A 13,960-nucleotide genomic window follows, 5' to 3' on the forward strand; every position below is an offset into this window, starting at 1 on the left:
AGCAGGACACAACAGGATCCGATATGGAATTCTTCCGCATCCGGCGCGACATTCCGTTCATGAAGCACGCGTTGGTCTTCAACGTCGTCTCCTTCCTGACGTTTGCCGCAGCCGTGTTCTTCCTCTGGCACAAGGGCCTGCACCTGTCGATCGAATTCACGGGCGGCACGGTGATGGAAGTCAATTACCAGCAAGCCGCCGATCTGGAGAAGATCCGCGGCCAGGTGGGCAAGCTGGGCTACGCCGACGTCCAGGTGCAGAACTTCGGCACCTCGCGCGACGTGATGATCCGCCTGCCGCTGCAGAAGGGCCCGGACGGCAAGCAGGTCACCTCCGCCCAGCAGAGCGAGCAGGTCATGGGCGCGCTGAGCGCGGCCTCGCCCGACGTCAAGCTGCAGCGCGTCGAGTTCGTCGGCCCGCAGGTGGGCAAGGAGCTGGCCACCGACGGCCTGCTGGCGCTGCTGTGCGTGGTGATCGGCATCGTCATCTACCTGTCCTTCCGCTTCGAATGGAAGTTCGCGGTGGCCGGCATCATCGCCAACCTGCACGACGTGGTGATCATCCTCGGCTTCTTCGCCTTCTTCCAGTGGGAGTTCTCGCTGTCGGTGCTGGCGGCCATCCTCGCGGTGCTGGGCTACTCGGTCAACGAATCGGTGGTGATCTTCGACCGGATCCGCGAGAACTTCCGCAAGTACCGCAAGATGACCACCCACGAGATCATCGACAACGCGATCACCAGCACCATGTCGCGGACCATCATCACCCACGGCTCGACCGAAATGATGGTGCTGTCGATGTTCTTCTTCGGCGGCCCGACGCTGCACTACTTCGCCCTCGCGCTGACGGTGGGCATCCTGTTCGGCATCTACTCCTCGGTGTTCGTCGCCGCGGCGCTGGCCATGTGGCTGGGCGTCAAGCGCGAAGACCTGGTCAAGAGCGAGAAGAAGACCGACGGCACGGATCGCGGCGATCCGAATTTCGGTGCGCAGGCGTGAGCGGCTGAGCCCCGGGCCCGGCGTCGGGCTTCGGGAATGAAAAAGGCGCCCACGGGCGCCTTTTTCATTTGCCGACTGGCGCCGGAAAGCGAGAGGGGCGCCCGCGGGCGCCCCTCTCGCTTTCCGGCCGAGGCCTGGCTCAGAACTGCTCGATCCAGACTGCCAGCCGGTCCGCCGCGAAGCTGTCGGCACGCGCGCCGACACGGCACAGCACCGCATCGCCTTCGCGCACGAACTGCAGCGCCCCGCCCGTCTCTTCCAGCCACAGCAGGCTGGCCAGCCAGGTCACGTGCTGCACCGACACTGCCTCTCCCACCGGCAGGCTGAGGAACTCGGCGAGAAACTGCGGGCTGGTCCAGACCAGGGCCTCGCCCTCGCGGCGCACGGCCGCATCGCCCAGCACCTCGGCCAGCACCGCGATGGCATCGGCGCCGCCACGGCCCGCCAGCTGCGTGCGCAGCGCACCGAGCCGGGCCGTCAGCGCATGGCCGAAGTCGCCGCAGCGGCGGCTTTCGGCGCTGATCAGGTCGGCGTAATCCATCAGCAGCCAGTCCGGCTCGATATTGCTCGCCCCGCCCAGCACCGCACCGGCCAGGTAGGTCTCCACCGGCTGGAAACGGCCGGGACCGAGCAGGCTGGCGCACAGGGCATGGACCATGCCCACGCGCGAAGCGGTGGTCTGCTTCTGCAGCACGACCAGCTTCTCGCGCACCAGCTGGTCGCGCTCCTTGCGCAGGCCGGCCAGTTCGAGCGCCTGCTTGAGCTCCATGCGCAGCGCGGTGATATCCCAGGGCTTGCGGATGTAGCGGTGGATCTGACCCTGGTTCACGGCCTCGACGGTCTGTTCCAGCTCCGAGTACGCGGTGGTCAGGATCCGCACGATATGCGGATAGCGCTCGCGCGCATAGCGCAGCAGTTCGTTGCCGAACTCGCCCGGCATGCGCTGATCCGAGATCAGCACGGCCAGGCTGTCGGCATGCGCATCGAGCAACGCCTTGCCTTCTTCCACCGATGCGCCGGTCACCACCGGCGCCAGTTGCCCGATGGCGCGCTGGAAGTACTTGACCGCCGTCGCCTCGTCATCGACGAACAGAATCGCCGGTGGAGGGGCCTGCGTGGCAATCGGATCGCTCATCGATCACTCCTATGCATTCGACTTTTGGTATTGGGAAATTCAAGCGTCACGATCGTGCCGGCGCCCGACTGCGAGTCGATCTGGATCCCGCCGCCGAAAGATTGCATGACGCGATTACAGAAAATCATGCCCAGGCCGCTGCCGCCCGCTTCCGCGTATGTCGTCACGGGATCGACCAGCAGCCGCTCCATGACCTCGGGCGGAATGCCCGGGCCGTTGTCGCAGATACGGATCCTTGGGCGCGGAACCGCTTCCACCACGAAGCGCAGCGACGGTGCCGGAACGTCGGCGAGCGCGCGCAGCGCATTGCTCATGACCGAGGACAGCACCAGGGCCACGCAGTTCGGCAGCGTGTAGACGGGAAAGTCTCCAGGCGTCTCGACCTGCACCCAGGCTCGCTGCCCCTCGGCAAAGGGATAGGTATCGAGCAGCGCCATGATCAGGGCGCCGGCGTTGATGTCCGGCGCCGTCTTGGCCGGCGCGCCGCCCGCGGTGTTGCGCACCGACTGCAGGAAGGACGAGATCACGGCGAGGCAGTACTGGGCATTGCTGTACATCGCCGCGGCCGCCTGGCCGATCTCGCCCTGGCGCTGCACGCTGTAGTCGGCCTCGCTGCGATTCTGTACGCCCTGCGCGAAGTTGGCGATGGCCGCCAGCGGTGTGTTCAACTCATGTGCCAGGAACGCCAGGGTCTCGTCGATCGCGGTCAGCCGCTGGTGGCGCACCTCGCGCTCGCGATGGCGTTCGACCGCCGCGCGCAGCACGTCACGCACCTGTGCCAGGCCGAGCGGTTTCTCGAGGATGCGGAAGACCTCGCCGGAATTGACCGTATCCAGCAGCATGTCCTTGTCGGCATAGGCCGTCACCAGGATGCGCACCACCGTGGGAAACTCGCGCGCCACCTGCCGCAGCAGGTCGCCGCCATTGCGCCCCGGCATGCGGAAGTCGGTGACGAGGATGGCGATGCGCGCGCCCTGCCCCCACAGCAGCTCCATCGCCTCCTCGGCGCCGGAGGCCAGCAGGATCTCGTACTCGCCGCCGACGGCGCGAGCGAAGTACTTGCGAGCCATGTCCTCGTCATCGACGTAGAGGATCGTGGCCTTCGCCTGGCCGGAGTCGCTGCTCATGGCATCCTCACTCGGCATCCTCACTCGGCATCCTCACTCGGCTCGCGGCAGATCGAAGGTGAATGCCGTCCATTGGCCCAGTTCGCTCTCGGCGTAGAGCGTGCCACGGTGGCGCTCGATCACAGCATAGCTGATGGACAGGCCCAGCCCCAGGCCCTGGCCGACCTCCCGGGTGGTGAAGAACGGCTCGAACACGCGGGCGAGGTTCTCCGGCGCGATGCCCGGGCCGTTGTCGCGCACGCTGACGTGCAGGCGGCCATCCTCCCAGTACGCCGAGGTATGGATGGCCGGCTTGGTCGTCTGCGCCTTGCGCATGGCGAGCGCGGCATTGGAGAACAGGTTGATCAGCACGCCGATGATCGCCGCCTCGTCACCCAGCACCAGCGTATCGGCGGGCAGTTCGCGCGTCAGCGCGACGCCGCGCAGTTCGTGCGCCGTCAGCCGGCATGAGGAATCCAGTGCCTTCTCGAACAGGAAGGGCACCCCCTCGGCTTCGGCGCCCGGCTTGCGGTAGGCGAAGGTCTTCAGGTCGGAAACGATATGCTGGATGCGCTGCATGCCCTGCTTCGCATCCACCAGGCACTCTTCCAGCGAGGCATTGGCCTTGGCGACCGGTTCCTCCATGGCCACCTCGATGGCCATCAGGCAGAAGTTGACCGGATTGTTGACCTCGTGCAGCAGCCCGGCCGCCAGCGTGCCGATGGCCGCCATCTTCTCCTGCTGCAGCATCTGGCCCTTGATCTCGGCCAGGTTCCGGTTGATTTCCGCCAGTTCCAGGTTCTTCTCCGCCAGTTGCTCCTTCAGGCGGAAGAGGTGGAAATGGCCACGCTCGTTCATGAAGGTATAGACGGCGCTGGCGGTGATCGAAAAGGCGATGAAGATCGAGTTGACGATGAAGTGGCCGCGATCCGCCAGCCCCAGCGGATGGGCCAGGCAGGCGATCACATAGAACAGATAGGTGACCGCGCCGAAGCCGATGGTCTGCCACAGCCCCATCGGCAAGGCGATGCCCACGGCGAAGATGACCAGGTTGAGCCCGGCATAGTAGATCGACGAAGCCCCTTCGGTCACGCCGATCATCCAGGCGATCATCATCTGCGGCAGGATCAGCCAGGCCAGCGTCAAGGGCTGGACATGGCGCCGGCCGAAGGGCGTGGGCAGCAGCGCGTAGATCCCGCCGATCAGCAGCGCGATGAACGAGCGCGCCAGGAAGAAGCGCAGTTGCTCCTGCGGATAGATGCCGTAGTCCAGCAGCACCCCCGCCATCACCAGCACGACGGCGGTCAATGCGCCAGCCTTGCTGCTTGCCAGCCGGAACTCGCGCAGTTCGGCTTCGTAGTTGGTGTACCGGTGTACGACCCGTCTGAGCATGATGGCCCCGGCTCAGGCGGAAGGGTGGTGCACGGTCGCCTGCACGAACACATTGACGCCTGTGCTGTCGCAATAGACCTTGGGGTCCTGGCAGTTCGGCGGCAGCAACGACAGCATATTGGCCTCGTCGCGGTAGATCAGGTACCACTCGAGCATGTGTTCCATGCTGAATTTCTCGGGGTTGCTCGCATGCACGTTGGTGGCGAGGACCGAGCCGCCTTCATAGGTACGCGAGGCAAAGTAGCTGATCAGGCGCGAGCACACCTTGTCGGACAGGTAGTCGAACAGGCCCGCGCAGTAGACGGCGTCGAACTCCTGCAGGTTGGGGTCCGGCGCGATGCGCCGCTTCAGCAGATCGTGCACCGACTGGTGCACGTACTCGACCTGCACGCGCGCGCCGGCACGGGCGGCGGCGCCTTCGATGCGCTCGCGCGTATAGGCCAGCGTCTCCTCGCTGAAATCCACCAGCTGGAACGACAGCAGTTCCGGATTCGGGTAGGTCTCGATGAAGCGCTGGATCTCGACCGCCGGTCCGCAGCCCACATTGAGCAGGCGGAACGGCCGCCCGGCGGCGCGCGCCTTCTCTGCCATGCCGTTCAGGTATTCGATCAGCAGCTCGATGCGGTTGCGGTGCGCGGCCGCCACCGCCGACTGCAGGAAGGTGGCGTTGACGATCTGGAAATAGGTGCTCGGCCCCTGGCGCGGATCGGACAGCAGCTGGTTGACCATCTCGTAGTCCCCCGCGTAGCCGAGCGGCTTGGTGTAGGTGCGGAAGACGAAAGGGGCGCGCAGCAGCAAGGGATGCAGCGCAGACTGCGTGAAGGTGCGGTGCATCGGTGCGAGTTCGGGCTCCACCTGCAGTGCCTCGCCCTCCAGCATCGCGGAATAGTGGCGGATCCTGTCGCCGATCGGCTGGGCCAGTTCCAGGAACACGTCCATGCGCAGCGTCTCGCCTTCCTTCGGCAGCACGGTGGTCATGTCGACCTGTTCGACCCAGCGCGAGACGTCGGAGAGAAAGGCCCGCATCTCGTTGACCACGATCTGGTAGTCGCGGCGGATGCGGAAGCGCTCGGTCCATTCCTGCACGAAGGAACGGGATTCCTGGCCCACCGAGGCGGGCTCGCCCGTCATCTCGGACAGCTCGCGCCACTCCTCGATCAGGGTCACCGACACGACCGCCGTCAGGCCGGTATTGACCAGGCTGATCACCACGGCCTTGCCGAAATAAGCGTTCTTGGTCCCCATCTTGACCGACAGGTCGGACAGCACCTCACTGACCTGGACGATCGAATAGGGATTGTAGATTTCCATCACCAGAGACTTTCTCTGGAGATTGATGATCGTGCCTCGCACCTGCTCGCCCTGCGAGTTGCGGAAGCTGACCACCGGATCGATTTGCGTTTGGGAGTACACGGTATTGCGCCAGGGAAATCCGAGAAACGCTGTGGGCCGGCCGCTTCAGGTCGGGCCGACCCGGCACAGCACATGGGCGAGACGGACGCGCGGCTTGCGCGCCGCTGTCCGACGCTACGTCAGGAACGCATAGGGATAGCCTTCGGCTTTGCCGGGTGCAGCCGCGCGGCGAATGTCCGCTAGCCTGCCGCAGGCCTGCAGCCCGGAGGGAAATTGCAGCGGACCATTGTACTGTGGCGACGGGTGGCGTACAACCGACCTGGCGAGGGGTGCCGAGGCCACCTCGTAGCGTGCTCGCGGCGTGCCTGCCCGCCGTGTTCCGACCAGGACCGCCAACGAAAAACGGGCCGGCAAAGCCGGCCCGTTTCTGGCGCAATGGATCCGGACTCAGTCCGCGCGCACGCCCTCGACCTGGATGGCCAGCTTCACTTCCGGCTTGAAGCCCATCTTCAGCGCGTAGTCGACACCGAAGTCGGCGCGGCTGAAGGTGCCCACGGCGTCGGCGCCGCAGACTTCACGCTTGAGCATCGGGTGCTGGATGCACTTGAAATCGCTGATATTGAGCTGCACCGGCTTGGACACGCCATGCAGCGTCAGCACGCCATCGATCGCGGTCGGCACGTCACCGTTGAACTTGATGAACTTGCCCTTGTAGCTGGCCTCCGGGAAGGCCTGCACGTTGAGCATGTCGGGGCTCTTCACGTGTTCGTTCAGCTTGCTGTTGCCGAAATCGATCGAGGCCGGGTCGATCTTGACGTCGACCGAGCCGGTCTTGGCCTCGCGGTCCAGGGTGACCACGCCGCTCGACTTGGTGAACTTGCCGCGCCACGTCGATACGCCGCCCATGTGGTCGGCCGCGAAGCTCGGGTAGGTATGCGTCGGGTCGAGGTTGTAGGTCACGCTGGCGGCGGAGGCCACGCCGACGGCGGCGGTGGCGGACAGGGCCGCGACGGCGGCGAGGATGGTGCGCAGTTTCATGGGTTCTCCCTGCAGGACGGATAAGACGGGTTGGACGGGTTGGAATGGGGAACAGGCCGCGGGCGGATCAGCCCTGCTTCCTGGCCGGGGTGACGATGTGGAACTTGACCTGGACTTCGTCGGCGACCACCGAAGTGTCCTTCCACTCGCCGTCGCCGATATTGAAGGCGTTACGCTTGATCGGCAGCACGCCTTCGAAGACCTGGACGCCGCCCTCCTGGCGATAGCTTGCCGGCACCACGATGTCGACGGTCTTGCCCTTGATGGTCAGCTTGCCGGCCACGTCGTACTTGCCGGCGGCACCGCCCTTGATGCTGGTGGACTGGAAGACGGCCTTCGGATACTTGGCGGCGTCGAACCAGTCGCGCCCTTTCAGTTCCTTGGTGGTCTCGGCATCGCCGATCTCGAAGCTGGCGACGTCGATCTCCATCTTGGCCGACGAACTGGCCAGCTTGGCGGGATCGAAAGCGACCGTCGCATCGAATTTCTTGAACTTGCCCTCCATGGGTACGCCGATCTGGCGGGCGACCGCCGTGACCGAGCTCTTGGCCGCATCGACCTGGGCCCAGGCGGAAGGAATCGCGGCGCCGGCGGCGGCCAGGACTGCCGCGCCTGCCAGGGCCAGCGCACGGGGACGGAAATTGCGGTTCATCGAATGACTCCTGTCAAAATCGTGGCGCTACGCGCCATTCTGCGTTGGCAATGCGAGGACGTGACCGGGAAACGGCCGACGCCTACTTGAGAAACGGCAGCATGCGGGCCAGCGTGCCGTCCCGGTTGACGAACTGGTGCTTGACGGCGGCGGCGGCATGGACGACGACGATCGCGGCCATCAGGTAGTTCAGCCATTCGTGGGCCGGCTTGAGCGCGGCCTTCAGCGCGTCATTGGGCTCGATCAGCGCGGGCATGTGCCACAGGCCGAGAAAGACCACCGGTACGCCCGCCGCCGAACTGTAGAAATAGCCGGTGAGAGGCACCACGAGGATCAGCAGGTAAAGCAGGTGGTGCGCGCCGGCGGCGGCCTTGACCTGCCACGCGGGCGTGCCCGCGGCCGGGGCCGGCGCACCCTTGGCGCCCCGCCAGAGCACACGGACCAGCGCCAGTGCGAAGATGGTCACGCCCATCCACTTGTGCCAGGAAAAAAGCTTGAGCTTGGTCGGGGTCAGCCCGGGAATACCCGTCATGTAGAGACCCAGGGCGAAAGCCGCGAAGATCAGCAAGGCCACGAGCCAGTGCAGGCTGATGGCGATGGGGCCGTAGGCAGCTTTGGAACGCATGGACTCTCCCTGCCCGTGGCGGGCGTTGCACGATCTTTGAGAATTTGAGAAGGGCCGCCGGAAACCGTTCCTGGCAGCGCCTTGGATTCTCGCATTATTGAGCGCCCGGGGGGATCATGAGCAGGCCGAACTTAATTCAGTTATTCAATATTTTTGAATTGAGCGCGCCGGCGACCCGGCGCACGGCAACATATCGGCCGCCATGAAAAAAGCCACCCTCGCGGGTGGCTTCTCGACGCAGCGGGGCGCGGCCGCTCAGATCCGCTCGGCCAGCGCCACGGCCTTGCCGATGTAGCTGGCGGGCGTCATCGCCAGCAGCAGTTGCTTGGCGTCGTCGGGAATCGCCAGGCCGGTGATGAAGGTCTGCAGCGCCTCGCGCGAAATACCCTTGCCGCGCGTCAGCTCCTTCAACTGCTCGTACGGATTGGGCACGCCGAAACGGCGCATCACGGTCTGCACCGGCTCGGCCAGCACTTCCCAGCAGTTATCGAGGTCTTCGTTCAGGCGCTCGGGATTGGTTTCCAGCTTGCCCAGGCCGCGCAGGCAGGCCTCGTAGGCCAGCAGGCTGTAGCCGAAGGCCACGCCGATATTGCGCAGGACCGTGGAGTCGGTCAGGTCGCGCTGCCAGCGCGAGACGGGCAGCTTCTCCGACAGGTGGCGCAGGACGGCATTGGCCAGGCCGAGGTTGCCTTCCGAGTTCTCGAAGTCGATCGGGTTGACCTTGTGCGGCATGGTCGACGAGCCGATCTCGCCGGCCTTGGTGCGCTGCTTGAAGTAGCCCAGCGAGATGTAGCCCCAGACGTCGCGGTCCAGGTCCAGCAGGATGGTGTTGGCGCGCGCGATGGCATCGAACAGCTCGGCCATGTAGTCGTGCGGCTCGATCTGGATGGTGTAGGGATTGAAGGTCAGGCCCAGGCGGGTCTCGATGACCTGGCTGGAGAAGGCTTCCCAGTCGAAGGCAGGATACGCCGACAGGTGCGCGTTGTAGTTGCCCACCGCACCGTTCATCTTGCCCAGCAGCTCGACGCGCTCGATGCGCTCGATGGCGCGCGCCAGGCGCGCCGCCACGTTGGCCATCTCCTTGCCCAGCGTGGTCGGGCTGGCCGGCTGGCCATGGGTGCGCGACAGCATCGGCTGTGCCGCGTTGGCGCGGGCCAGCTCGACCAGGCGCGCATGCACGCGCTTGAGCGCCGGCACCACCACCTCGTCGCGCGCGCCCTTCAGCATCATGCCGTGCGAGGTGTTGTTGATGTCTTCCGAGGTACAGGCGAAGTGGATGAATTCGCTGGCCGCCTCGAGCTCCGCATTGCCCTTGACCTGCTCCTTGAGCCAGTACTCGACGGCCTTGACGTCATGGTTGGTGACCGCCTCGATTTCCTTGATGCGCGCGGCGTCGGCTTCGGAGAACTTGTCGACCAGGGCCAGCAGCGCCGCCTCGGAGGCCGGCGAGAATTTCGGCATGTCGGGCAGGCCGGTGCGCGCCAGCGCGATCAGCCAGTGCACCTCGACCTTGACGCGGTTGCGCATGAAGGCCGCCTCGGAAAGCCACTCGCGCAGCGCGTCGGCCTTGGCGGCATAGCGGCCATCGATGGGAGACAGGGCGGTGAGTGGCGAAAGGGAGGTGGTGGACATGCTGGAAACCGCAAAGGGGGAGTTGGGAGGGGAGCGCCGTTCCGGCTCCACGGCGCAGGCCGCATGAGACGGATCCGGCACGGATCGGGCACGCGCCGGACCGCAGCGGCCGGACGCAACGCGCGATTTTACCATCGGCCCCGCCCCGCTGTGCAGCAGCCGCGGAGACACCGGACGCGCCCTTGTGCCCGCCCCGCAACGCAAAGTGCGCGGCCGCACGCTCGGCCGCGGCGCGCGGGCTGCGCGGGTATACTCGCGCTCGCCGATCCATTAGCCTGTTACGAAGTGCATCGGGCACGGACGCCAACGCCGGCCGGCCGTGCCACGAGCGCCGATGCACTTCATAACAAGCTCAAGGGGAGCATATGAAGCTGATTGCATCGCAGACGAGCCCTTACGCGCGCAAGGTGCGCGTGGTAATGGCGGAGAAGAAGATCGACTACCAGCTCGTCGAAGAGAACGTCTGGTCGCCCGACACCACCATCGGCCAGTTCAATCCGCTCGGCAAGGTGCCCTGCCTGATGATGGAAGACGGCGGCGCGATCTTCGACTCCCGTGTCATCGTCGAGTATGTGGACACGCTGACACCGGTCAGCCGCCTGATCCCGCAGGGCGGACGCGAACGGCTGGAAGTACGCTGCTGGGAGGCGCTGGCCGACGGCGTGCTCGACGCCGCGCAGCTGGTGCGCCTGGAAGGCACCCAGCGCGAGCCCGGAGAACGCAGCGAGCGCTGGGTCCAACGCCAGCTCGGCAAGATCGACGCGGCGCTGGTCGCCATGGCCAACGGCCTGGCGGATCGCCCCTGGTGCTCGGGCAACCACTATTCGCTGGCCGATATCGCGGTGGGCTGCGCGCTGGGCTACCTGGACTTCCGCTTCCCCGAGATCCCCTGGCGCCAGCGGCATCCGAACCTGGCGGCCTACCAGGACAAGCTGGCCAAGCGCCAGTCCTTCCTCGATACCGAGCCGCCGCGCGGCTGACACCCGGAGCGGGCTGTGCCCCAGCGCACAGCCCTGCGCCCTACTGGATGATGCCGCCGCCCAGGCACACGTCGCCGTCGTACAGCACGGCCGATTGACCCGGCGTCACCGCCCACTGCGGCTCGTCGAAGGCGAGCTCCAGCGTGTCCTCCCCCGCCTGCGCCACCATGCAGGGTGCATCGCTCTGCCGGTAGCGCGTCTTGGCCGACAACCGCCGGCCCGCCGCGGGCGGCTCGCCGGCCACCCACGACAGGTCGGCTGCGGCCAGCTCCGTCGTCTGCAGCCAGGGATGGTCATGCCCCTGCACGACATAGAGCGTATTGGCAGCCATGTCCTTGCGTGCCGCATACCAGGCATCGCCGTTGCCATCGCGGCTGCCGCCCAGGCCGATGCCCTTGCGCTGGCCCAGCGTATAGAAGGCGAGGCCGATGTGCTCGCCCACCACCTTGCCGTCCGCGGTCTTCATCGGGCCCGGCCGGGTCGGCAGGTAGCGGTTGAGGAAGTCTCGGAACGGACGCTCGCCGATGAAGCAGATACCGGTCGAGTCTTTCTTCTTCGCGTTGGGCAGGCCGATCTCGGCCGCGATCTCGCGCACGCGCGTCTTTGGCATCTCGCCCAGCGGGAACAGGGTACGCGACAATTGCGCCTGGTTCAGGCGATGCAGGAAATAGCTCTGGTCCTTGGTGTGATCGAAGGCCTTGAGCAGTTCGAAGCGCCCGCCCGCCGCCTCGCGCACGCGCGCATAGTGGCCGGTGGCGATGGTCTGCGCGCCCAGCGACATGGCGTGGTCGAGGAAGGCCTTGAACTTGATCTCGGCGTTGCACAGCACGTCCGGGTTGGGCGTGCGGCCGGCCGAGTACTCGCGCAGGAATTCGGCGAACACGCGGTCCTTGTACTCGGCGGCGAAGTTCACCGCTTCCACGTCGACACCGATCAGGTCGGCCACCGACACCACATCGAGCCAGTCCTGGCGCGTCGAGCAGTACTCGCCGTCGTCGTCATCCTCCCAGTTCTTCATGAACAGGCCGATGACTTCATAGCCCTGCTGCTTGAGCAGCCAGGCCGTGACCGAGGAATCGACGCCACCGGACATGCCGACCACCACGCGCTTGCCGCTCATGGCTGCCCTGCCTTGCCCAGCGCCGAGCTGTGCGTGAACAGCGCGTCGAGCGCGAAGCGCTTGCCGGCCAGGTAGTCGTCGACACAGGCCTGCACCAGCGGCGTGCGATGACGTTCGGGACAGGCGCGCACCTCGTCCGCGCTCATCCACACCGTGCGCACGATGCCGGTGTCCAGCTTGCGGCCGCTCTCGAGGGCACCCAGCTCGCCGGTAAAGGCGAAGCGCACATAGGTGACGTCCTTGCCGGTGCGCGAAGACCTGGCGCGACCCATGTAGCAGCCGAGCAAGGCGCGCGGCTCGAAGGCGTGCGCGGTTTCCTCCAGCGTTTCGCGGATGACGGCGTGGATCAGGCTCTCACCCTCTTCGAGATGGCCGGCGGGCTGGTTCAGGCGCAGGCCCTCCGGCGTCTCTTCTTCCACCAGCAGGAAGCGGCCGCCGCGCTCGATGACGGCGGCAACGGTGACGCTGGCCTTCCAATCGTTTGACATGATGCTCAATATTTAGGCAATCCGGCATTTTACCGGTTGCCGGGGCATCATGCAGGAAGGCAGCGGCGACCGCTTCAAGCCGGCAGGTCTGCCAGGGCCTGCTCGAGCGCCTTGACCAGGCCCGCGCTGGCAGGCTGCAGCGGGCGCCGCACTTCCGCGCGCACCAGCCCGCACAGCGCCAGCGCGGCCTTCACCGGGACCGGATTGGGCTCGGAGAACAGCAGGCCGACCAGCGGCTGCAGTTGCGCGAACAAGGCGCGGGCCGCTTCGTGGTGTCCGCTGCGCACCAGCCGCGCAAGCCGCACGAACAGGTCGGGACGCACGTGGGCCGAAGCCGGCACGGCGCCAGCGCCGCCGGCCAGCAGGTGCACCAGCATGGCGGCATCCTCGCCGCAGAAGACGTCGAGCGGTGCAGTGCCGGCGCCGCCGAGCGCCGGCGCTTCGCACTGCTTGATGGCAACGATGCGGGGGTGCACGGCGAGCCGGGCGATAAGCGGCGCCGACAGGCTGCAGCCGGTGCGCCCGGGTACGTTATAGAGCATCAGCGGGCGCCAGGTGGCAGCGGCCACCTGCTCGAAATGCCAGGCCATGCCGGCATCGCCGACACGCAGGTAGTAGGGCGGCGGCACCAGGTAGCCGGCCACGTCGCAGCGGTCCAGCTGGCGCACCTGCTCGCACACGGCGGCGGTATCCACGCCGCCCACGCCTGCCATCACGGGCACGGCGCCGTCGAGTGCCTGCGTGACGGCCGCCACCAGCGCGAGGCGCTCCCATGGGCGCAGCAGGCCGCCCTCCCCGGTCGTGCCGAGCAGGATCAGTCCGTCGACGCCCGCCTCCGCGTAATGCAAGGCCAGGCGCTGCGCGCACGCCAGGTCGAGCTCACCGGCGTGCAGCGGCGTCACCATCGGCAGCCACAGGCCGTGCGCCAGCGCCCGGCTGCGCGCGGCCGCCGGCGCTTCGCGCCCGGCGGCCGGGCCGTCGTCGCCAGCGCCGCTGACATGGCACGCAGGGGCCGATCCGGTCTCCGCCTCAGTGCGCCACATGGTCGGGCTCCAGCGCCGTCGTCACACCGAACTCGGCCTCGGGCAGCGCCGCCATGATGGCGTGCATGGCCGCGTCGCGCCCGCCGCGCGCCACCTCCACATGCAGCGTGGCCAGGCCGTGGCGATGATCGACCTCGACCACGTAGACGCGCGCCAGCCCGCCGATCGCACGGTGCAGGGACTGGCGCAAGGCATGCACCTGCGCCGAGGCCAGCGCCAGCCGCAAGCGGATCCAGCTGCCGGGCTGCTTGTCCGTCTCGGCCGCGAGGCGGGGCGCAGGAGCAAGCGCAGGCGCTGCAGCCTGGCTGGCGGCATGGCGCATGGAACGGCGTCGGGGCACGGCGGCAAAGGCCGCGGCTAGGCTTGGCTGTCGCATGGATGGCTGGCCCGCGCTGGGCGGG

At 66.8% G+C, this 13,960-nt stretch carries 14 protein-coding genes; 2 read left to right on the top strand and 12 right to left on the bottom strand.

Annotation, left to right across the window (positions count from 1 at the left end):
- The first annotated feature begins 23 nt into the window (after positions 1–23).
- Positions 24–995 (top strand): protein translocase subunit SecF, encoded by a 972-nt coding sequence (secF, locus tag BKK80_RS17975; RefSeq protein ID WP_071015351.1) that lies wholly within the window; start codon positions 24–26, stop codon positions 993–995.
- A 139-nt stretch (positions 996–1,134) separates the two neighbouring features.
- Here the strand turns inward: secF and BKK80_RS17980 are convergent, their stop codons facing one another.
- From BKK80_RS17980 to purB, 8 genes are all read right to left on the bottom strand, one after another.
- On the bottom strand, positions 1,135–2,130 hold the full coding sequence (locus BKK80_RS17980) for a response regulator (protein ID WP_071070378.1): 996 nt from the start codon (positions 2,128–2,130) through the stop codon (positions 1,135–1,137).
- Complete coding sequence (locus BKK80_RS17985; RefSeq protein ID WP_071016571.1) at positions 2,127–3,257, bottom strand: hybrid sensor histidine kinase/response regulator; 1,131 nt, start codon at positions 3,255–3,257, stop codon at positions 2,127–2,129. The genes BKK80_RS17980 and BKK80_RS17985 overlap by 4 nt, the downstream gene beginning before the upstream one ends.
- Before the next feature lie 33 nt (positions 3,258–3,290).
- On the bottom strand, positions 3,291–4,628 hold the full coding sequence (locus BKK80_RS17990; protein ID WP_071015357.1) for a sensor histidine kinase: 1,338 nt from the start codon (positions 4,626–4,628) through the stop codon (positions 3,291–3,293).
- A gap of 12 nt (positions 4,629–4,640) precedes the next feature.
- Positions 4,641–6,041: a class I SAM-dependent methyltransferase gene (locus tag BKK80_RS17995; RefSeq protein ID WP_071015358.1), complete on the bottom strand. Its 1,401-nt coding sequence runs from the start codon at positions 6,039–6,041 to the stop codon at positions 4,641–4,643.
- A gap of 387 nt (positions 6,042–6,428) precedes the next feature.
- The gene (locus tag BKK80_RS18000) at positions 6,429–7,019 is read right to left on the bottom strand and encodes a YceI family protein (RefSeq protein WP_071015361.1); all 591 of its coding nucleotides are present in this window, start codon (positions 7,017–7,019) and stop codon (positions 6,429–6,431) included.
- 67 nt (positions 7,020–7,086) lie between these two features.
- A complete protein-coding gene (locus tag BKK80_RS18005) occupies positions 7,087–7,671 on the bottom strand; it encodes a YceI family protein (RefSeq protein WP_071070380.1) in 585 nt (194 codons plus the stop codon).
- 82 nt (positions 7,672–7,753) lie between these two features.
- Complete coding sequence (locus tag BKK80_RS18010) at positions 7,754–8,296, bottom strand: cytochrome b (protein ID WP_071015366.1); 543 nt, start codon at positions 8,294–8,296, stop codon at positions 7,754–7,756.
- A 255-nt stretch (positions 8,297–8,551) separates the two neighbouring features.
- A complete protein-coding gene (gene purB, locus BKK80_RS18015) occupies positions 8,552–9,928 on the bottom strand; it encodes an adenylosuccinate lyase (protein WP_071015369.1) in 1,377 nt (458 codons plus the stop codon).
- 365 nt (positions 9,929–10,293) lie between these two features.
- On the opposite strand from purB, the gene BKK80_RS18020 reads away from it, so the two are divergent.
- A complete protein-coding gene (locus BKK80_RS18020; RefSeq protein WP_071015373.1) occupies positions 10,294–10,908 on the top strand; it encodes a glutathione S-transferase C-terminal domain-containing protein in 615 nt (204 codons plus the stop codon).
- 40 nt (positions 10,909–10,948) lie between these two features.
- Here BKK80_RS18020 and mnmA read toward each other — a convergent pair whose 3' ends face one another.
- The 4 genes from mnmA to BKK80_RS18040 all read right to left on the bottom strand — a co-directional run bounded on the left by mnmA (position 10,949) and on the right by BKK80_RS18040 (position 13,881).
- On the bottom strand, positions 10,949–12,028 hold the full coding sequence (gene mnmA, locus BKK80_RS18025) for a tRNA 2-thiouridine(34) synthase MnmA (RefSeq protein WP_071015375.1): 1,080 nt from the start codon (positions 12,026–12,028) through the stop codon (positions 10,949–10,951).
- Positions 12,025–12,516, bottom strand: coding sequence for an NUDIX hydrolase (locus tag BKK80_RS18030; RefSeq protein ID WP_071016573.1), 492 nt, complete (start codon positions 12,514–12,516; stop codon positions 12,025–12,027). Before BKK80_RS18030 ends, mnmA begins: the two co-directional genes overlap by 4 nt.
- 74 nt (positions 12,517–12,590) lie before the next feature.
- Positions 12,591–13,559, bottom strand: a complete 969-nt coding sequence (locus tag BKK80_RS18035; protein WP_084545607.1) for a 4-hydroxy-tetrahydrodipicolinate synthase family protein — start codon at positions 13,557–13,559, stop codon at positions 12,591–12,593.
- Complete coding sequence (locus tag BKK80_RS18040) at positions 13,546–13,881, bottom strand: hypothetical protein (RefSeq protein WP_071015377.1); 336 nt, start codon at positions 13,879–13,881, stop codon at positions 13,546–13,548. Before BKK80_RS18040 ends, BKK80_RS18035 begins: the two co-directional genes overlap by 14 nt.
- Positions 13,882–13,960: the final 79 nt, after the last annotated feature.

The sequence above is a fragment of the Cupriavidus malaysiensis genome (assembly GCF_001854325.1).
Taxonomy (GTDB): Bacteria; Pseudomonadota; Gammaproteobacteria; order Burkholderiales; family Burkholderiaceae; genus Cupriavidus; species Cupriavidus malaysiensis.